We start from the raw sequence: 18,432 nt of genomic DNA, 5'->3' as shown, positions 1-18,432 counted from the left end.
ACTGACATGAAAGTACTGTACGCAGGAACCCCCGAGGTTGCCGTCGCGCCCCTCAACGGCCTGCTTGAGGCGGGCTACGAGGTGGTGGGGGTGCTGACCCGTGAGGACGCCCCCGTCGGCCGCAAGCGGGTGTTGACCCCGTCCCCGGTGGCAGCCCGCGCCCAGGAGCTGGGCCTGCCTATCATCAAGGCTAACCGCTGGTCAGATGAGGTTGCGGACGCCGTCGCGCATCTGGGTGCCGATATTGCGGCGGTGGTGGCCTTCGGCGTCCTGCTACCGCAGAGCGCCCTCGATCTGTTACCCCAGGGCTGGATTAACTTGCACTTCTCGCAGCTGCCTGCCTGGCGCGGGGCAGCTCCTGTGCAGCGGGCCCTCATGGCGGGGGAGACTGAGATTTTCTCCAATACCTTCCGGATCGACGCCGGGCTCGATACCGGCCCGGTTTTCCGCTCGGAATCAGCCCAGGTGGGGGAACTCGATACCGCCGGGGATATGCTCAACCGCCTGGCTTCAACCGGCGGGGCTCTGCTGGCTGCTACCTTTGACGATATTGCCGCCGGAGCCACCGGCACCCCGCAGGCCGGGGAGGCCACCCACGCCGCCAAGCTCACGATCGCCGACGGTAAGGTAGATTTTTCCCGTTCTTGCGCTGACATTATTGCCCAGCTGCGCGGGGTAACCCCCGAACCCGGGGCCTGGGCAGAACTGGACGGGGCCCGCTTCAAACTCGGCATGGCCAAGACCAGCCAGGCCCAGCCTGTGGGGGAGCCAGGCACCCTCTTCTGGGCCGGTAAAAAGGTGGCCGTCACCTGCACCGACGGCGCCCTGGAACTGACCCAGGTGCAACCTGCAGGCAAGAAAATGATGAACGCCTCCGACTGGGCGCGTGGTCAGGGCTCGGCCCTGGCAGAAGGAAAGGTTGTGCTGGTATGAGCATGAATGCAGGCGGACGCTCTCACGGCGGTAAGGGCCGGGCGGGGGCTAACCGTTCCGGTGCTAACCGGGCTGGCCAGGGCCGTAGCGGGGCCCGCAAGCGCGACGACCGCACCCAGCAGGGGCAGGCCGGTGGCACCCCGAACCCCCGTGGCTCGCGCGGCAACCGTAACCCCGGTGGCGAGCCCCAGGTCAAGCGCGGCGGCGGGGGAGAGACTCGCCGTAATGCTAAGGGGCACGAGCGCAACCGCAAGGCGGTCAAGGACCGGACCTTTTCGGCGTCCGCCCCTTCCCAGCGAGCCCGCACAGCAGATAGGGCCCGCGCCGTGGCTTTTGAGGTGCTGAGCGCTGTTGCCCTAGAGGACTCCTACGCGAACCTGGTGCTGCCCAAGGCGATTCGCGCGGCCCGGCTTGATGCCCGGGACGCTGGCTTCGCCACCGAACTGACCTACGGCACCCTGCGCAACCAGGGAACCTATGACGCGATTCTGGCCCACTGTGTTGACCGCCCGGTGGAGAAAATCGGCACCAAGATCCTGCTGGTGCTGCGCCTGGGCGTCCACCAGCTACTGGCCATGCGCGTGCCCGACCACGCCGCCCTCAACCAGACGGTTGCCCTGGCCCGGGCTGAGATCGGCAGCGGCCCGGCTAACTTCGTCAATGCCGTGCTGCGCCGCGTCTCTGAGCGCACCCCGGAAGACTGGTATGCCCTGATTGCCGAAGAGGCCCCCGATGAGCTGACCCGCCTGGCCTTAGAGAAATCCCACCCGGCCTGGGTTGTGCGGTCCTTCCGCCAGGCCTTAGCTGCCCACGGCCGGAAGCCTGACGAGGTGGAGGCCCTGCTGGATGCAGATAACGCCTCACCCGTGGTCAATCTGGTGGCCCTGCCCGGCCTGGGAGATCTGGACGAGGCCCGCGCAGCAGGTGCCGAAGAGGGCCCCCTGGTGGAGGGCGCGGCCCTCTATTCTGCCGGCGACCTGGCCCGGCTTGAATCGGTGCGGGAGGGCGTCGTCCGTGCCCAGGACGCCGGTTCCCAGCTGGTTGCCCGGGCCCTGGCTGACGCCCCCCTTGAGGGTAGCGACAGCAACTGGCTTGACCTCTGCGCTGGCCCCGGCGGTAAGGCCGCCCTACTCGGCGCCCTGGGGGCCCAGCGCGGGGCCCGTCTGCTGGCTAATGAAGCTGCCGAGCACCGGGCCGAGCTGGTGCGCCGCTCCCTGGCCCCGTTGCCGTCCGGAACCTACTCGGTGGTAGCCGGGGACGGCCGCCAGATCGCCCGCACAGTCGCTGAAGGTAGGAACCTGCCCGAGGGCATGCCTGCCGGTGTACTCTTTGACCGCGTCATGGTCGATGTGCCTTGCTCCGGTCTGGGTGCCCTGCGCCGCCGCCCCGAAGCCCGCTGGCGCAAGAGCCCCCGCGACATTGCCGAGCTGCTGCCCCTGCAGCTTGATCTCTTTACGGCCGCAGCCTCGGTGACCCGCCCCGGTGGCCTGATAGCCTATGTGACCTGCTCCCCCCACACGGCTGAAACCCAGAGTATTGTTCACGATATTCTGCGGAAGGTTGATGTGACCCTGCTGGACTCTGGTGCCGCCCTCCGGGCCGTTGCCCGCGCGGATGAGGCGGGGGCGTCCGTCCTTACCGGGGAACTGGACCCGGCCTTCACCCCGGAGGCCCCCAAGGGAGCCGCCCTGGCTGAGGGGGCAACAACCGCCCAGCTCTGGCCGCACCTCCACGGTACTGACGCCATGTTCTTCGCCCTCTTCCGCAAGAACTAGACCCCCAACACTAGGGACCAGGAAAATCAGAAAAGACCACCTAACTGGTGGTCTTTTCCGATTTTCCTGGTCCTTTTGGGGTGCTAGAGAACCATGGCCGCTACCCAACCTGCAACCAGCAGGGGGATGTTGTAGTGGATGAAGGTGGGAATCACCGAATCACGAATGTGGTCGTGCTGGCCGTCCGCGTTCAAGCCGGCGGTGGGGCCCAGGGTGGAGTCGGAGGCGGGGGAGCCAGCGTCACCCAGGGCACCTGCGGTACCGATAATAGAAACCGTAGCCAGGGGTGAGAAGCCCAGGGCCAGGCAGAGGGGCACATAGATGGTGGTGATGATGGGCAGGGTCGAGAAGGACGAACCAATACCCATGGTCACAATCAGACCCACTACCAGCATGGCCATGGCGGCCGCGCCCTTATTACCCGCGAAGAGGTCAGCCACGGTGGTGACCAGGGGGTCAACGTCGCCGGTGGCTTCCATGACCGCGGCAAAACCCTGGGCTGAAATCATGATGAAGCCAATCAGGGCCATCATGCGCATACCCGCGGTGAAGACGTCGTCGGCCTCCTTCCACTTGACCGCACCGGTGACCATGAAGATGGTCAGACCCACCAGGGCACCGACCAGCAGGGAGTTAGCCTCGGTACCCATGGACTGCATGACGACCTGCACCGCGAAGGTTGCAATAATCGCGATAATGGCAACGACCACGTTGAACTTCTTGATCTCGGTGGTACCATTTTCAGTAGGTGCAAGCTCAACAGTCTGGTAGGTACGGGGCTTGCGGTAGCTGACGAAAATCGCAACGAGCAGGCCAACCACCATGCCCAGGGCCGGGATAGCCATGGCGGTCATGACATTGATGTCGCTGGTATCCATACCGGCCAACTCGATGTTGCCCAGCAGAATATCGTTGAGGAAGATAGCGCCGAAGCCAACGGGCACATACATGTAGGTGGTGACCAGGCCGAAAGTGAGCACACAGGCCAGAAGGCGGCGGTCGAGCTTCAGACGGTTAAAGACGGCCAGCAGGGGCGGAATGATCAGCGGAATGAAGGCAATATGGACGGGAATCAGGTTCTGCGACATGACGGACATGGCCAGAATACCGGCCAGCAGCAGCCACTTGACGGTGAACTCCACCCGGTTTTTGCCGTCGGTGCTTTCAACCCCGACCTTGGCAATAATGCCGTTGGCCAGCAGCTGGGGCAGGCCCGAGCTGGAGACAGCCATGGCGAAGGCGCCGAGTAGGGCGTAGGAGAGGGCGAGCATGGCGCCGCCGGAGAGGCCCTCCTGGTAGGCGACCATGGTGCCGTCCAGCCCCAGACCACCGGTGAGACCGCCCACGAGGGCGCCGATGAAGAGGGCCAGGATGACGTGGACGCGGGCAGCTGACAGGGCCAGCATGACCAGGACCGCGAGCAGAACTGAGTTCATGAGATCCAAAACCTTTGAATAAGTATGTAAAAGACTGTATAAAGTGTAGTCTTTGGCGGTGTGCCACTAGTCCTTGAAACCACTAGATGGACTGTGATGGGTCTTGCTTTTCGCCACCGGTAGCTGGTCGGCACTACGATGGGTACAAAGCCCCTGATGAAAGGACGCCCATGACTTGCCTGATTAACCCCTCTATTTTGAGTGCTGATTTCTCCCGCCTGGGGGAGGAGCTGGCCGCTATTTCGACCGCCGACGCCGCCCATATTGACGTCATGGATGGCCACTTTGTTCCCAACCTGACCTGGGGGCTACCCGTGGTGAAGCGCCTCAAGGAGGTCTCGCCCATTCCTTTTGATGTTCACCTGATGATTGAGGACGCCGACCGTTGGGCCCCTGCCTACGCTGAGGTGGGGTGCGAGTCGGTGACCTTCCACGCTGAGGCCGCTATTGCTCCCATCAAGCTGGCCCGTACCCTGCGTGAGGGCGGTGCTAGGGCGGGTATGGCCCTGCGCCCGGCCACCGGCGTCGAGCCCTACCTGGATATGCTCAGCGAACTGGACATGCTCCTGATTATGACCGTTGAACCGGGCTTCGGCGGCCAGGCTTTCCTTGACGTCACCCTTCCCAAGATTAAGCGGGCGGCTGCTGCCATTGAGGGCTCCGGGGCTGAGGTGATCCTGCAGGTGGACGGCGGTATCACCGAAGAAACAATCGTTCGTGCCGCAGAAGCCGGGGCCACCTGCTTTGTTGCCGGGTCTTCCGTCTATGGGGCGGATGACCTCGAAGCCGCTATTGCGGGCTTGCGCCGGGCTGCCGCGTCCGCCCACACCCACTAGGACGCCATGACCCAGAACCTAACTTCCCTTGAAGAAGCTGACCGTGAGCTGGCCCGTGCCCAGGAGCTCATTGCTGCTGGGCAACTCCCAGATGCCCTACCTGCCCTGGAGGCTGCCGCCGGTGGTTTTGAGAGCGCTGGTGAAGTCTTTGGGCAGATTCTTGCCTTGAAAATTTTGAGCGAGGTCAACCGCGTCCTGGGGAATCTCGCGCCAGCTCTTACTGAAGTTACACGCGCCCATGCCCTGCTGGCTGAGGTCAAACCTGATGCCGAGCAGCTGCCCGATTTTGCCACCGAGGTTGGTTCCTTGCATGCTGAGCTGGGCGATTTTGAGCGCTCCAAGACCTGGTATAACCAGGGTTTGCGTGGCTATGAGGCCCAGGGGAATGCGGAGGGTCAGGCCCACAATCTGGTGGCACTGGCGGGGCTTGCCCGGCAGGCCCAGGACGAGACCCGGGCCCAGGGCTATCTGGCCCAGGCATACGAACTGTACGCCGCGGGCAATCACACGGTTCAGCTCATGCACGTGCGCAATGCCCAGGCCCAGGGGCTGTTGGCGGTGGGGGATACGGACGCTGCCCGCCCCCTGCTTTCTGAGGCGCTTGACCTCGCCCTGGAACTTGATGATCATGCTTTTCTTGCAGAGACCTACCAGTTGCTGGCCTTGGTCACAGCTCAGGGAGGGGACGCGGACGCCGCCCAGGGCTACCTGGAACTCTCAGCAGAGCACTATGCCCAGGCAGGGGAGACCGAAAATGAGGCCTTCGTGAAGGAACTGCTGAACCAGCTAACCGGGGGTCGCTAGGACGTCCTTAGGCAGCGGGCAGGTTCTGCTCGGCCCGCTGGGCGGCCTGCTCGTTGCCCATGGCCCGGTGAATGGTGGCCAGCATGGTGTAGTAGGCGGCGGCGTCCTCAGACCCGGCAACCAGGACGGGCTTGGCCAGGGTCAGGACGTTCAGGGCCTGCTTGCCCTGGCCCTCGTCCAGCACCTTCTGTGCCCCCTTGATGGCACGGGCAACAGCCTGGTCGGGCTTGCGCTTGACCAGGTGAGATACCGCCCCGTGTTCCTGCTTGAAGGTGGTGTCGCGTTTTTGGACGTTTGCGGGCTTGGCTTCGCTCATGGTTTCCTCTCGTGGCCGGTGGGTAAAACTCCTGCTTACCTATCTTAGGCCAGCTGCCGGTTTTTCGTTTCGGGCAGTAGGAGGGTGGCGAGTGAGGCAATAGTGAAGGCAACTGCGAAGACGATGAAGAGGCCGGTGACTCCAACGATGCCGAGCAGGACGGGGACGAGGAGCGGGGCTGCAATGGAGGCCAGCCGTCCGAACCCTGCGGCGGCTCCGGTGCCCCGGCCCCTGAGGTGGACGGGGTAGAGTTCTGGGCCGACGGCGTAGAGGGCACCCCAGGCTCCGAGGTTGAAGAAGGAGAGTAGGCAGCCGAAGGTGATGATCCAGGGGATGTCGGTTGCTGAGCCGTAGCCGATGGCTGAGGCTGCTGAGCCGAGGAGGAAGGTGGCGAGGGTGGCGCGTCGTCCCCAGACTTCAATGAGCCAGGCGCTGACGGCGTAGCCGGGCAGCTGGGCGAGGGTCATGATGAGGGTGAAGGTGAAGGAGGTGACCAGGCTGAATCCCTGCTGGACGAGGAGGGAGGGGATCCAGATGAAGGCCCCGTAGTAGGCCAGGTTGACGCAGAACCAGACGACCCAGAGGGCGGCGGTGCGGCGGCGGAGTTCTTGCCCCCAGATTCCTCTGGCGGTGGCGGCCTGGTCGGTTCCCTTGGCCTGTTCGGGGGCGGGCTGGTGGGTGCTGTCGGTCTTGTCTGGTGCCTGCTTGAAGAGTCTGGGGGATGCTTCGAGGTCCCGCACGATGGCTTCAGCCTGGTGGTGGTCGCCTCGGGCGAGCAGGTAGCGGACGGATTCGGGTAGGCCCAGGCGGACGATGATGGCGTACAGGGCTGGGATGCAACCGAGGGCCAGGCCCCAGCGCCAGCCGTCGGGGGAGCTGGCGACGATGAAGGTGCCGATGACGGCGGCGAGGATCCAGCCGATGGCCCAGAAGGCTTCGAGGATGACCACCATGCGGCCGCGGAGGCGCTGGGGGGAGAATTCTGAGATGTAGGTGGAGGCGACGGGTAGTTCTGCGCCGAGGCCGAGTCCGACGATGAAGCGGAGGGCCAGCAGGACGGTGAAGGTGGTGGCGAGGGCGGAGAGGCCGGTGGCTGCCCCGTAGATCAGGAGGGTGAGGGCGAAGAGGGCGCGGCGGCCGAAGTGGTCAGCCAGGCGGCCGCCGGCGATGGCACCAAGGGCCATGCCGAGAAAGCCGATGGACCCCAAGAGGGAGGCCTGGCCTGGGGTGATGCCCCAGTGGGCGATGAGGGCGGCCATGACGAAGGAGATGAGGCCGATGTCCATGGCGTCCAGGGCCCAGCCGATTCCGGTGATGCCGAGGATTTTTCCGTGGCGGCGGGTTAGGGGCAGGGTGTCGAGTCGGTGGTCGAGGCCGGACGCGGACGCTTGCGGCTGCGGGGGAGCGGTCTGGATGGTGGGTGGGGCGGTGGTTTTCATGGGGAATAACTTCACAGTATTAGGGTCAAAGTGACTTTATCAACTGTAGGGGCAAACCCATCCGAAAGGAAGGAGGCCGTCTCAAAAAGACACAATATGACGCACAGAAACCCCAGGTGTGCTATACCTTGAAGTGCAAATATAAATCGTGCTCCGGGACCTGGTGAAAATCCGAACCTGCGGTGACAGCCCGCTAATTGACGGCACAAGTCATGTGCCTGATACCTGCAAGGTGAAATTCCTTGGCAGACAGTACAGTCTGGATGGAAGGTAGCACGAGCAAACCGTTGAGTACCCCACACCCGGGGTACCTGCCCCACCCGCCTACCCGGCCCACCGGCGTCCTGACCGACGCCCCATGGCTGGCACACGCGGGTGCCCTTCGATTTGTTCTCCCGGAGCCACTAGCTTTGGGAGTTTTTTATGGATCTCTTGCGGTGGCTCTTCGACGCTCAAATTGCGATTGGTGACAACCAGTCCCTGCTAGTGCGCGAAGTCCTCGGTAATGTTTTTGGCCTGCTTTCAGCCCTCGGCGGTATGCGCCGTAAGGTCTGGGCCTGGCCCGTCGGTATTCTCGGCAACCTGCTGCTGCTCACCGTTTTCTTGGGCACCGTGTTTGGTTCAACCTACGGTACCGCTAACCTGCTCGGCCAGGCAGGCCGTCAGGTCATGTTCATTGCTGTGTCCGTGTGGGGCTGGTACCGCTGGAACCAGACCCGCAAGACCGGCGAGGCAGGCCAGGCTGCGGTGGTTCCCCAGTGGGCCAGCTGGAAGGAACGCGCTTTCATGATCGCTTTCATGCTGATCGGCACCGGCGTGCTGACCCCGATTTTCCGCGCCCTGGGCTCCTATGAGCCGGTCTGGTCTGACGCCTGGATCTTCACCGGATCCCTGCTGGCCACCTACGGCATGGCTAAGGGCTGGGTAGAATTCTGGCTGGTCTGGGTCGCCGTGGACGTAGTCGGCGTGCCCCTGCTCTGGTCGGCAGGCTACTATGCCAGCGCTTTTATGTACCTCTTCTACGGGGCCTTTACCCTGGTAGGTTTCTTTGTCTGGTGGCGCACCCGCAACCAGGAGGCCGCCAAGGTTGAGGTCGAAACCGCCTTCCCCGACCCCACCGTGGACGTCCGGTCGTAGGACGGCTCTGCGCGGGCTCTAAAACCCTAGATTGCATACCGGTCAGAAACTCCTTTGCTCAGCTTCTATGACGTTGGGTGAAGGAGTTTTTGACATCATGTCGACATAAAGACCTGAACACTTCACAGCGGTGACTTCAATTCACGTCTTGTCATACAGGGTGATTTTCAGCAGACATCCCGACGATTTTTATAAGCTAATCGGGTCAGAGTCGACACCAGCTGAAAAGCTCAGAATTGAAAGACACACATGAAGGCACATTTTGCTCGCACCGTAGGGATGGTGCTTCTTGCTTCACTTGCCCTTACCTCCTGTGGAGGTGGCGACACCGCTACCGTCAAGAGGGTTATCGACGGCGATACCATTGAGGTTGAATACCAGGGGAAGGACGCCACCGTCCGCCTCCTCAATATCGACACCCCAGAAACCAAACACCCCAATCAAATTGTGGAGTGTTTAGGCCCTGAAGCTAGCCAGTTCCTCACTGATATGCTTCCTGAAGGAACACCCGTCACCCTCGAATTCGACCAAGAAAAAACGGACGGATATGACCGCTTGCTCGCTGGAGTGTATAAAGAGGATGGAACCTTCGTCAACGAGGCTATCGCCCGCGAGGGGCTGGGGAACGCGATCAAAATTGCCCCCAACGAAAAGTTCTACCCCCAAATCCTCAAGGCCCAAGAAGAAGCTGAAGCTCAGAACCGAGGCCTATTTGACCTGGGCAACAACTGCTCCATCCAAAGTGCTGTCCTCACAGCTGTAGATGCCATCGAAAACCCGGCCTCCCCGGAAGCCTTTATTGAGGCTTTCGAGGTAGCCGAAGAACTCCTCAATACCCTTAACAACCTTGCTGATATAGACTACATCGCTAACCTGATGGCCTCTGCCGGGGGTATCAAGATGATGAGCCTCCTTTCAGACACCATCGAAAAGCACCGGGAACCCTACAACTCAGCGGTGAAAGAAGACGAAGCCAAGAAAGCCGAAGAGGAGCGCAAGGCTGCTGAAGCTGCCGAAGCTCAGAGGCTAGAAACAGAAAGGGCCGCTCAAGCTGAAGCTGAACGAGTAGCTGCTGAACAGGCAGCTGCGGCCCAGGCTGAAGCAGACCGGATTGCTGCCGAGCAGGCTGCTGAGGCTGAACGTCAACGTCAAGCCCAGCTAAACCAGCCGCCTGCACCTGCCCCAGCTCCTGTACCTGCCCCTGCGCCCGTCCCTAATCCGGCACCTGGCCAGAACCAGCCTGCCCCACCGCCGGCCCCTGCGCCTGCACCTGAGCCGGAACCCAACCCCTACCCTGGTTACACTGGCCCCCGGTGTTACGCTCCCGGTGGGAAGAGCTGGACTCCCTGCCCTAACCGATAAGTAGCACCTCGGCAGAAAGCCGACGCCCGCCCTCCTGCCCTGGCTTGGGGTAGGAGGGCTATTCTTTGTCTTCATCTATGCAATAGAACATATTTGTAGTACTCTAGTGGTATGCAAGGGTGGACGGTTGAAGTGAGTTTAGTTCAAGACTGGCTCATGGAACTGCCTAGCCAAGAGTATCTTCATGTGCTTGCAGCTCTTGAATATCTTGGGTCTGTAGGGCCTCCTGGTGGCAGGCCCTTTATTGATCGCATTACCGGTTCGTCTCTACACAACCTCAAAGAATTGAGGCCCCGAGGACATGCAAAAAATATTAGAATTCTATTTATCTTTGACCCAGAACAACAAGCAATTCTGTTGGTAGCTGGTGACAAAACCGGCCAATGGACCAAATGGTACAAACAGAACATCCCCCTTGCTGAGAAACGTTACGAAGAATACCTAAGGAAGCGCCGTGACAACGCTTGAAGAACTGAAACAAATGCGACCGGTTGATTCCCAGGAATTACAAGGCCTGGTTGATGTCATGCATGCTGAAGCCCATGTATACCAACTGCAAAAACTGCGTAAAGATCTAGGAATGACGCAGACCGATCTGGCTGAAAAAATCGGTGTCTCCCAAAAAAGAATTTCCCAAATGGAAAAGGGAGACATTGGGAGCGTGAGTCTCAAAACCCTCCACAAATACATCACAGCACTTGGAGCAGAACTTACTGTTTCGGCTAGTTTTCCGGTGGGTACGAGCCACACAATCTACAGCACCCGGTAAGTAGGCCCCGACGCCCGCCCTCCTGCCCTGGCTTGGGGTAGGAGGGCGGGCGCGTCCTTGCCGGAAAAATAAGCGGGCATGACCGAAAGATGAAATCTCCACCTGCCCGGTAACGCCGCAGCTTCAAAGAGCGGTACTCTAGAAACCGTGAAGAACTTTGAAACCCTATTCGCAGAACTGGCCGAAAAGGCCGAAACCCGCCCCGAGGGCTCCGGAACCGTCGCCGAACTCGACAAGGGCGTCCACTTCATCGGCAAAAAAATCGTCGAAGAAGCAGCCGAAGTGTGGATGGCCGCCGAATTCCAGTCAGATGCCGAATTCGCAGAAGAGGCTTCACAACTGATTTACCATTTGCAGTGCATGATGATCGCCAAGGGACTGACTCCCGAAGATATCTACAAGTACCTCTAAACCCCACTGCAAAGGAAAAATACTTATGCTGCGTGTTGCAGTCCCCAATAAGGGCATGCTGTCTCAGGCTGCCGTCACCATGCTCACCGAAGCAGGTTACCTCCAGCGCCGCGACTCCCGCGAACTTGTGCTCGTCGACCAGGAAAACGAGGTGGAGTTCTTCTACCTGCGCCCGCGTGACATTGCCGTCTACGTCGGCGAAGGTACCCTGGACGTCGGTATCACCGGCCGCGACCTCCTACTGGACGCCGGAACCCACGCCGAAGAGGCCCTCTCCCTCGATTTCGCCCGCTCCACCTTCCGCCTGGCTGGCCCGGCAGGGGCCTTCACCGACCCCGCCCAGCTTGAGGGTAAGCGCATTGCCACCAGCTACAAGCGCCTGCTGACCGATTACCTGGAACGCTCCGGTATCAATGCGTCGGTGGTGCGCCTGGACGGGGCCATTGAGTCTTCGATTCGCCTGGGCGTTGCGGACGCCATCGCCGACGTCGTGGAAACCGGCAACACCATGCGGGCAGCTGGTTTGGAACCCTTTGGCGACCCGATCATGCGTTCCGAGGCCCTGCTCATTAAGCGTCCCGGTGTTGAGGACCACGCCGGGCTTGAGCGCCTGCAACGCCGCCTGCAGGGTGTGCTGATTGCCCGCCAGTACGTCATGATTGACTACAACATTGCCGAGGCCAACCTGGGCGCGGCTAAGGAACTTACCCCCGGCCTGGAAGCCCCCACCATCTCACCACTCTCGCGGGAGGGCTGGGTTGCGGTGCGCTCCATGGTGCCGCGCAAGGCAGCCAATAAGGTCATGGATTCCCTCTACGAAATCGGCGGGCGCGGTATTCTGGTCACCGCCATTCAGGCAGCCCGCCTCTAAAACCTACCCGCCAGCGTCCTGCCCCTCACCTTTAGGGGCCGGGGCGCTGGCGGTTTTACTGACCCTTGAAAGGAGCGAGCCGTGGGCGTCGCAATTCGAGTTATTCCCTGCCTGGACGTGGACGCCGGCCGCGTGGTCAAGGGCGTCAAGTTTGAGGGCCTGCGCGACGCTGGCGACCCGGTAGAACTCGCCAAGCGCTACAACGCTGAGGGGGCCGACGAGCTGACCTTCCTGGACGTCACCGCTTCATCGTCTGACCGTCAGACCACCTTTGATGTGGTGTCCTCGACCGCTGAGCAGGTTTTTATCCCGCTGACCGTGGGCGGGGGAGTGCGCACCGCTGAGGACGTTGACCGCCTGCTACGCACTGGCGCCGATAAGGCCTCTATCAATACTGCGGCTATTGCCCGGCCCGAGGTGATCAATGAGATTACCGAGCGGTTTGGCTCCCAGGTGCTGGTGCTCTCGGCGGATGCCAAGAAGTCGGACGCTACCCCGTCCGGCTATGAGGTGACTACCCACGGTGGACGCACATCTACCGGGCTTGACCTGCTTGAATGGGTTGCTGAGGCCCAGGAGCGCGGCGTGGGTGAGATCCTGCTGAACTCCATTGACGCCGACGGCACCAAGGCCGGGTTTGACCTGCCCATGATTCGCGCGGTGCGCTCTGTCGTCACTGTACCCCTGATTGCTTCGGGGGGCGCGGGTGCCGCCGAGCACTTCCCGCCCGCCATCGAAGCAGGCGCGGACGCCGTCCTCGCAGCTTCTATCTTCCACTTTGGCGAGGTCAGCATCGGGGAAGTGAAGGACGCAATCCGGGCGGCGGGATACGAAGTACGGTAGGAAAGCATCTTGATGATGACTACCGAAGATGATTGGTTAGCAACTCAGGAAACTCTTTACCTTAGTTTGATCCCTGAAGTATATGAGAGCATTGTGCAAGCTCGGCTTGAGCCTTTAGATGAAGGCAGTGCTGAGCTCCCTTGGTGAACTAGCTAAACCACCTAGTACTTTTAACAACTTGTACATCCGATGTACAAAATTTTGTACATCGGATGTACAAGTTTAACTTCGAAGTGTTCTCAAGATTCCTTTGAGCCTACATAAACGCACTATAGGACTGATCTAGTAATCCAATCGGCGGGGTACGAAGTACGGTAGGGAAAGACAAGTAAGGCGCACCAGGCTCACGCTGGATGGAGCCCAGCAGATTCCGAGCGCGCGAGGAAATAAATCTGCGGGCGGAATAGGCGTAAGCCTGACCCTCACGCCCCGCCTTGCGGCGGATTCCGTTCGCTCTTGTGTGCTCGCGCGCTCGCACCCGCTCACTTCATCGAGCCAACAGCTTCGCTGTGCGCCTGGCTTGCCTTACCTCTGCCAGCCAAATTTCGAAAATAAAACTTAAAGGGCTTTAGTGTTTCTCTGTAGCTAGACGGCTAAATGCTTTTTCGAGGTCTTTGATGGGTAGGCTGTTGTGCAGAGACTTTGCCTGCAGAGCGTAAAGACTCCGTTTTGCGTCTGTTAGCCCATCTGTGCCATGCGTATGTTCGGTGTGTGAGCGAAGAGTTGTAGTTTTGCTACTGGTCTTTAGTACCGTTTTAGCTTTACTGACTGCTCTATACATCGCAGAACTCACAGCGCTGATAGCCATTCCCTGCCCTCCTATCCTAGAAATATTATATTTCTTCACTGCCGTTCAGCCTATCGCTCCTATTCTTTTCTGTGAAGAGGAAAGGGAGAACGCCACAGCCGTTTACCTTGTTCTGGCTTCCCCTAGAATACGAATCTAGTGGCTCATCTCCTCCACCTTCTCGCCTCGCAGCAGCTCGTAGAGGCCCATGTGGAATATTAGTTATTCCAGATTTCTAATTCTTGCCAGTTGCCAGGAAAACCCATGTTACGTTCGGCAGTAATAAGCGGTTCAGATAATTCTTGCAGATATATTTGGGGTAACTTTTTAACCTGCGTTTTGAACGTATTGTGCCAGTTAGTACCAGATTCATGGCATCTAAGCATATGGGCGAGTAAGACACACGGCATGTATATTTTGTCGGCAGGGAGTTCCTTATCTATATGCTGTAAATATTTTTTGAAGTAAGAGTTTTGATGAACAGACACATTCCTTTTCATGCTCTTATTGAAAACTCTAGCACCATGAGCGCAGTCGTTTCTTAAGTCCATGATTGCAAGTAGCCAGGAGCCAAACTTGGTGCCTTGTCGAACCCCAAACTTTCTTGCCACATCATTTTGGTCTTCTACCTTCATCAAAAGATAAAAGTGAATTAGGGTTCCAAAGGACACAATTTCTAGTGCTGCCCACACAGGAATTTCTGTCTTGTAGACAAGCGTATGGTGCGCTATGAAATCGTCATTATTTTTGGATTTTTTAGCGCTCTCGTACTGAGCTTTCCAAGCCTCAAACTTGGTTATTTTATCTCGAGAAGAAGTAAGTTCACGACATCGATTAGTATCTAGGCATGAAGTATCAAGATGACCTTTTGGATTTTTCTTTGCGATGACATGGGCGATAGCAGTTCTTAGTCTTACTTCTAAATCAAAGATACCGGTCAAAATGACGGCACGTAGCTTGGTGTCGAAATCTGCTAACGCTATAGAGTCTTCGAACCTTGAGCCAGCTTCAAACTCATCATGGCGGAACTCTCTACGTTTGGTGAGATCATCGGTGAGGGGCTCTCGAAGTTTTCTAAATGGATACCTGTAGCCGCTCGTGCGGTGGTAGCCGAGTCTTCTGAGCTCTGCTTCAGCTTTAGTCTTATCGTCGATTTGCATTCCCAGCTGCTCAAGTCTGTTGATGAGATCTGGGTGGTCTAGGAACCCTTTTTCAGCCATAAGCACCTACTTAAAATGAAAACCGCCACATGATACATGCAGAACTTTGAGGTTCCATGTAACAGAGGTGGGCGGTGTCTGATACCTTTACCCTACCACATGCGATGTTGCTTTTGAATGCTGGGAGGAACTTGATTCCAAACTGCGTAACAATTTCTAAAAAGGTTATAGCCTACTTCGATTCGTTGGTTGGAGTTATACCAGCATACAAAGATCGCTATGGTAGTCCCTTTTTACAGAGTCAGCTCCTCCACCTTCTCGCCCCGCAGTAGCTCGTAGAGGCCCATTTCGCGCATGAAGGCCACGAACTGGTCGGCGGGCATGGTGCGCACATGGTCAATCAGGTCTGCCGTGTCTGAGCTGTAGTCCCAGAGCTTATTCGCCAGGCCAACGCGCACATTCTTCGAATGGTAGAAGTCCACCTTGGTGTTGGCCATGGCGCTTTGCTTGAGCCCGGCGTCCTTGGCCGCCTCAGCCACAAAGGTGGTCGCAAAGCCCACCTGGTGCTCGTCGCTCAAGTCCAGGCCGTGGAAGTACTTATTAATCTTCTCAATCAGCTCAGAACGGGCCTTGCGCTCGCGCTCCTGAATGCTGGCAAGGCCGGCCTCCGTCATGCCCTGCAGACCAGCCGCCTGGGAGGACGAGAGCTTCAAGTCTTCCTCTTCCCGCAACTTTTCCAGGCGGTAGTGGGTGAGGACGATGTCGTCCACGTTCACGACCTCAGGTGATACTTCATCGAGGGTAAAGCGGCGCAGCTTGCGCGAGAGCAGGTCGGCGAAGGCTGAGAGCTTCTCGTAGTAGGGGTCGCCGAAGTTGAAGATTTGTGAGAAGAAGGCGTAGGACTTCACATATTGGGCCAGGGTTGAGCGGAACTCCAACAGGGCCTCAAGGGCGGCCCTATCAGCAGAACCATCAAGCCCCTCGCTCGCCGCCTTCCAGCGGGTGACAAACCGCTGCACGGGGATAGAAATCAGGGAGTCAAAGGTGGCCTGCCGGGCACCGGGGGTGACCCACTTTTCCCAGAACTGTTCCACATCGGCCCGGTTGTAGATACCTGCTGCCTCTAGCTTGTCTACCTGCTTGGCAACCAGGTCGAGGTCTGATTCGGTCTCGATGCGGGCGTCCTCGTAGTACTCGGCGAAGGCGGCGCGAATCTGTTCGGGGTCGTTGACGAAGTCCAGAATGTAGGTGTTCTCTTTGCCGTCAGCCCGGCGGTTGAGGCGGGAGAGGGTCTGCACGGCGGTGATTCCCGAGAGCTTCTTATCCACATACATGGCAACCAGGAGGGGCTGGTCGAAGCCTGTCTGGTACTTGTTGGCCACGATTAGAATGTGCTGGCCGTCTTGGTTGAAGACCTCAGCTAGGTTCCTGCCCTTGAGCTCTGGGTTCATGGACGCTTCGGTCACGATGGGGGTATCAACCCCGGGTACTACCTCAAGGTCGGGGTCGGGCAGTTCACCGGAGAAAGCAACCAGCGTCTTCAGGGGCAGGGCTTTTTCGGCGATAGCTTTTTCAAAGGCCCGCTGGTAGCGCACGGCAGCTGCCCGGGAGGACGTCACCACCATGGCTTTGGCTTTTCCGCCCAGCTCCTGCTTGACCCGGCCCTCAAAGTGCTCAAGGATTACCGCAACCTTGGAAGCAACATTGGTGGGGTGCAGCTCCACAAAGTTGATGAGGCTCTTGGTGCCCTTGCGGATGTCGATTTCTTCATCGGCCCCGCTGTCCTCGTTCTTCTGGGCGATTTTGGCGGCCATCTGGTAGGTGGTGTAGTTCTTGAGCACATCAAGAATGAAGCCCTCTTCAATGGCCTGCTTCATGGGGTAGAGGTCGAAGGGCTGGTGGGGGCCGCTGCCGTCGGCCCGGCGGCCAAAGACCTCCAGGGTTTTGGCTTTGGGAGTGGCGGTAAAGGCAAAGAAGGAGACTTGGTGGCCCTCACCGACGACCCGCTGGGCCATCTTGGTGAGGGCAACCTGGTCGGCTTCGGGGTCTGACTCTTCAATACCGGCGTCAATCTCGGTGTTGAGCATTTCCTTAATAGAGTCGGTTGCCTTGCCTGACTGGGAGGAGTGGGCTTCGTCGGCAATAATCGCAAAGTGCTTACCGGCGAGCTGGCCGCCTTCCTTGGTCATTTCTGCCAGGGCAAAGGGGAAGGTTTGTAGGGTAACGCCGATGATGGGCACACCGGTGGTTAGGGCTTCAACCAGCTGCTTAGATTTGGAGTCCCCACTGCCGCGGGTGATGGGCTGGAAGGTTCCGGCGGTGGTGACCAGCTGGTCGATGGCGTCCTGCAGCTGCTGGTCGAGCACCTGCCGGTCGGCGATGACGATCACGGAGTCGAAGACGCGCTCGCCCTCTGGGGTGTGCAGGTTGGAGAGCCGGTGAGCCGTCCAGGCGATGGAGTCGGTTTTGCCGGAGCCTGCTGAGTGTTGCACCAGGTATTTGTGCCCTGCGCCTTCGGTGCGGGCTGCTTGGACGAGTTTGGTGACGGCCCGCCACTGGTGGTAGCGGGGGAATCTGATGTGGCTCTTGTGGGTGGTTTTGCCGGTGAGGGGGTCGGTGATTTTTTGGTGGTTGGTGTAGATGAATTTGGTGAGGATGGTGATCCAGGTGTTGGGTTCGAGGATTTCTTCCCAGAAGTAGCTGGTGGCGAGTTTGCCGTCGATGATGGGGTTGCCTGCCCCGCCGTTTGCTCCACGGTTGAAGGGGAGGAAGCTGGTGGCGCTGCCTGCCAGTTTGGTGGTCATGGCGATTTCGTCTTGGGAGAGGGCGAAGTGCACCAGGGCGCCACGGTGTTCTTGGAGTAGGGGTGAGGTTTTGGGGTCGCGGTCGGTGCGGTACTGCTTGATGGCCTCTTGCAGGGTTTGGGTGTATTCGCTTTTGAGTTCGATGGTGGCTACGGGGAGGCCGTTGATGAAGAGGACGAGGTCGATGCGGGCTTTATCGCTGGCTGGGTTGTAGTAGACCTCTTCAACGACGCGCAGGATGTTCTTGTGGTAGAGGGCGGTGAGGTCGGGGTTGCGGTTGTCTTGGGGTGGGTAAGCCAGTAACTGGAAGGGGCGGCGTGCGCCGGGTACACTGAAGCCTTTGCGCAGGACGTTGAGGGTTCCGCCGCCTTGTTCTTCGGGGGCTGAGAGTTTGGTGACGAGCCGGTCGAGCAGACGGTTTTCTTGGGCTTGCTGGGTGGTGGGGTCTGTGCCGGGTTTGATGAGGGTGGCGTAGTTTTTAGGGTCGCTGGTTTGTAGCCAGGTGAGGACGTCGGCGGGGTAGAGGGCGCGCCTGGCGTCGTAGCCTGCGGAGTTGGGTGAGTGCACCCACCCGTGAGCGGCCAAGTAGGCGCAGATGTCTTGCTGGAGAGGACGTTCAAGGTGGGCGCGGGGCATGGGGCGGGACTCCTGACCTGAGGGGCTAGGTAAAACTGTCGTTCAACAAGTTTAGAAGTACTAGATGCAGATGGTTGTTTTTGACAGCAGAGGACTGAAAACATTGTTCTCAG

The 18,432-nt window shown here is 59.3% G+C and carries 16 protein-coding genes and 1 riboswitch; of the genes, 11 read left to right on the top strand and 5 right to left on the bottom strand.

Annotated features, from left to right (window positions below; translation table 11 throughout):
* The first annotated feature begins 6 nt into the window (after positions 1 to 6).
* Positions 7 to 933 (top strand): methionyl-tRNA formyltransferase, encoded by a 927-nt coding sequence (gene fmt, locus L7A15_RS03825; protein ID WP_237212296.1) that lies wholly within the window; start codon positions 7 to 9, stop codon positions 931 to 933.
* Entirely contained in the window at positions 930 to 2,708 is a 1,779-nt protein-coding gene (locus L7A15_RS03820; RefSeq protein WP_237212295.1) for an RsmB/NOP family class I SAM-dependent RNA methyltransferase, read from the top strand. The genes fmt and L7A15_RS03820 overlap by 4 nt, the downstream gene beginning before the upstream one ends.
* An 83-nt stretch (positions 2,709 to 2,791) precedes the next feature.
* Here the strand turns inward: L7A15_RS03820 and L7A15_RS03815 are convergent, their stop codons facing one another.
* A complete protein-coding gene (locus L7A15_RS03815) occupies positions 2,792 to 4,144 on the bottom strand; it encodes a Na+/H+ antiporter family protein (protein WP_237212294.1) in 1,353 nt (450 codons plus the stop codon).
* A gap of 170 nt (positions 4,145 to 4,314) precedes the next feature.
* Here L7A15_RS03815 and rpe point away from each other — a divergent pair, with 170 nt between their 5' ends.
* Positions 4,315 to 4,980, top strand: coding sequence for a ribulose-phosphate 3-epimerase (gene rpe, locus L7A15_RS03810; RefSeq protein ID WP_237187609.1), 666 nt, complete (start codon positions 4,315 to 4,317; stop codon positions 4,978 to 4,980).
* A gap of 6 nt (positions 4,981 to 4,986) precedes the next feature.
* Positions 4,987 to 5,784 carry a tetratricopeptide repeat protein gene (locus tag L7A15_RS03805; RefSeq protein ID WP_237208316.1) on the top strand — a complete coding sequence of 266 codons (798 nt, stop codon included), beginning with the start codon at positions 4,987 to 4,989 and terminating at the stop codon, positions 5,782 to 5,784.
* Positions 5,785 to 5,791: 7 nt separating this feature from the next.
* Here L7A15_RS03805 and L7A15_RS03800 read toward each other — a convergent pair whose 3' ends face one another.
* Positions 5,792 to 6,100, bottom strand: coding sequence for a hypothetical protein (locus L7A15_RS03800; RefSeq protein WP_237208315.1), 309 nt, complete (start codon positions 6,098 to 6,100; stop codon positions 5,792 to 5,794).
* A gap of 44 nt (positions 6,101 to 6,144) precedes the next feature.
* Positions 6,145 to 7,539, bottom strand: coding sequence for an MFS transporter (locus tag L7A15_RS03795; protein ID WP_237208314.1), 1,395 nt, complete (start codon positions 7,537 to 7,539; stop codon positions 6,145 to 6,147).
* Positions 7,540 to 7,684: 145 nt separating this feature from the next.
* A riboswitch (FMN riboswitch) is annotated at positions 7,685 to 7,819 on the top strand.
* Positions 7,820 to 7,962: 143 nt separating this feature from the next.
* Between L7A15_RS03795 and pnuC the strand changes: the two genes are divergently transcribed.
* The 7 genes from pnuC to hisF all read left to right on the top strand — a co-directional run bounded on the left by pnuC (position 7,963) and on the right by hisF (position 12,932).
* Complete coding sequence (pnuC, locus tag L7A15_RS03790) at positions 7,963 to 8,676, top strand: nicotinamide riboside transporter PnuC (protein WP_237208313.1); 714 nt, start codon at positions 7,963 to 7,965, stop codon at positions 8,674 to 8,676.
* 249 nt (positions 8,677 to 8,925) lie between these two features.
* The gene (locus L7A15_RS03785) at positions 8,926 to 10,038 is read left to right on the top strand and encodes a thermonuclease family protein (RefSeq protein WP_237208312.1); all 1,113 of its coding nucleotides are present in this window, start codon (positions 8,926 to 8,928) and stop codon (positions 10,036 to 10,038) included.
* A gap of 111 nt (positions 10,039 to 10,149) precedes the next feature.
* On the top strand, positions 10,150 to 10,506 hold the full coding sequence (locus L7A15_RS03780; RefSeq protein WP_237208311.1) for a type II toxin-antitoxin system RelE/ParE family toxin: 357 nt from the start codon (positions 10,150 to 10,152) through the stop codon (positions 10,504 to 10,506).
* On the top strand, positions 10,493 to 10,807 hold the full coding sequence (locus L7A15_RS03775) for a helix-turn-helix domain-containing protein (RefSeq protein WP_237201042.1): 315 nt from the start codon (positions 10,493 to 10,495) through the stop codon (positions 10,805 to 10,807). The genes L7A15_RS03780 and L7A15_RS03775 overlap by 14 nt, the downstream gene beginning before the upstream one ends.
* 147 nt (positions 10,808 to 10,954) lie before the next feature.
* Positions 10,955 to 11,218: a phosphoribosyl-ATP diphosphatase gene (locus tag L7A15_RS03770; protein WP_135012131.1), complete on the top strand. Its 264-nt coding sequence runs from the start codon at positions 10,955 to 10,957 to the stop codon at positions 11,216 to 11,218.
* A gap of 25 nt (positions 11,219 to 11,243) precedes the next feature.
* The gene (gene hisG / locus L7A15_RS03765) at positions 11,244 to 12,089 is read left to right on the top strand and encodes an ATP phosphoribosyltransferase (protein ID WP_237187619.1); all 846 of its coding nucleotides are present in this window, start codon (positions 11,244 to 11,246) and stop codon (positions 12,087 to 12,089) included.
* 81 nt (positions 12,090 to 12,170) lie between these two features.
* Positions 12,171 to 12,932 (top strand): imidazole glycerol phosphate synthase subunit HisF, encoded by a 762-nt coding sequence (gene hisF / locus L7A15_RS03760; RefSeq protein ID WP_185173038.1) that lies wholly within the window; start codon positions 12,171 to 12,173, stop codon positions 12,930 to 12,932.
* 1,005 nt (positions 12,933 to 13,937) lie between these two features.
* Here the strand turns inward: hisF and L7A15_RS03755 are convergent.
* Positions 13,938 to 14,939: an Abi family protein gene (locus L7A15_RS03755; RefSeq protein WP_237212293.1), complete on the bottom strand. Its 1,002-nt coding sequence runs from the start codon at positions 14,937 to 14,939 to the stop codon at positions 13,938 to 13,940.
* Positions 14,940 to 15,172: 233 nt separating this feature from the next.
* Complete coding sequence (locus tag L7A15_RS03750; protein ID WP_237212292.1) at positions 15,173 to 18,319, bottom strand: type I restriction endonuclease subunit R; 3,147 nt, start codon at positions 18,317 to 18,319, stop codon at positions 15,173 to 15,175.
* Positions 18,320 to 18,432: the final 113 nt, after the last annotated feature.

It is taken from the genome of Rothia nasimurium (assembly GCF_928391935.1).
Classification (GTDB): Bacteria; Actinomycetota; Actinomycetes; order Actinomycetales; family Micrococcaceae; genus Rothia; species Rothia nasimurium_D.
This window is presented reverse-complemented; position numbering and strand designations above follow the sequence as displayed.

Bases quoted from the DNA above. Each gene is read 5' to 3' on its own strand.
- fmt (WP_237212296.1), top strand. From the start codon at position 7: ATGAAAGTACTGTACGCAGGAACCCCCGAGGTTGCCGTCGCGCCCCTC.
- L7A15_RS03820 (WP_237212295.1), top strand. From the start codon at position 930: ATGAGCATGAATGCAGGCGGACGCTCTCACGGCGGTAAGGGCCGGGCG.
- L7A15_RS03815 (WP_237212294.1), bottom strand. From the start codon at position 4,144: ATGAACTCAGTTCTGCTCGCGGTCCTGGTCATGCTGGCCCTGTCAGCT.
- rpe (WP_237187609.1), top strand. From the start codon at position 4,315: ATGACTTGCCTGATTAACCCCTCTATTTTGAGTGCTGATTTCTCCCGC.
- L7A15_RS03805 (WP_237208316.1), top strand. From the start codon at position 4,987: ATGACCCAGAACCTAACTTCCCTTGAAGAAGCTGACCGTGAGCTGGCC.
- L7A15_RS03800 (WP_237208315.1), bottom strand. From the start codon at position 6,100: ATGAGCGAAGCCAAGCCCGCAAACGTCCAAAAACGCGACACCACCTTC.
- L7A15_RS03795 (WP_237208314.1), bottom strand. From the start codon at position 7,539: ATGAAAACCACCGCCCCACCCACCATCCAGACCGCTCCCCCGCAGCCG.
- pnuC (WP_237208313.1), top strand. From the start codon at position 7,963: ATGGATCTCTTGCGGTGGCTCTTCGACGCTCAAATTGCGATTGGTGAC.
- L7A15_RS03785 (WP_237208312.1), top strand. From the start codon at position 8,926: ATGAAGGCACATTTTGCTCGCACCGTAGGGATGGTGCTTCTTGCTTCA.
- L7A15_RS03780 (WP_237208311.1), top strand. From the start codon at position 10,150: ATGCAAGGGTGGACGGTTGAAGTGAGTTTAGTTCAAGACTGGCTCATG.
- hisG (WP_237187619.1), top strand. From the start codon at position 11,244: ATGCTGCGTGTTGCAGTCCCCAATAAGGGCATGCTGTCTCAGGCTGCC.
- L7A15_RS03755 (WP_237212293.1), bottom strand. From the start codon at position 14,939: ATGGCTGAAAAAGGGTTCCTAGACCACCCAGATCTCATCAACAGACTT.
- L7A15_RS03750 (WP_237212292.1), bottom strand. From the start codon at position 18,319: ATGCCCCGCGCCCACCTTGAACGTCCTCTCCAGCAAGACATCTGCGCC.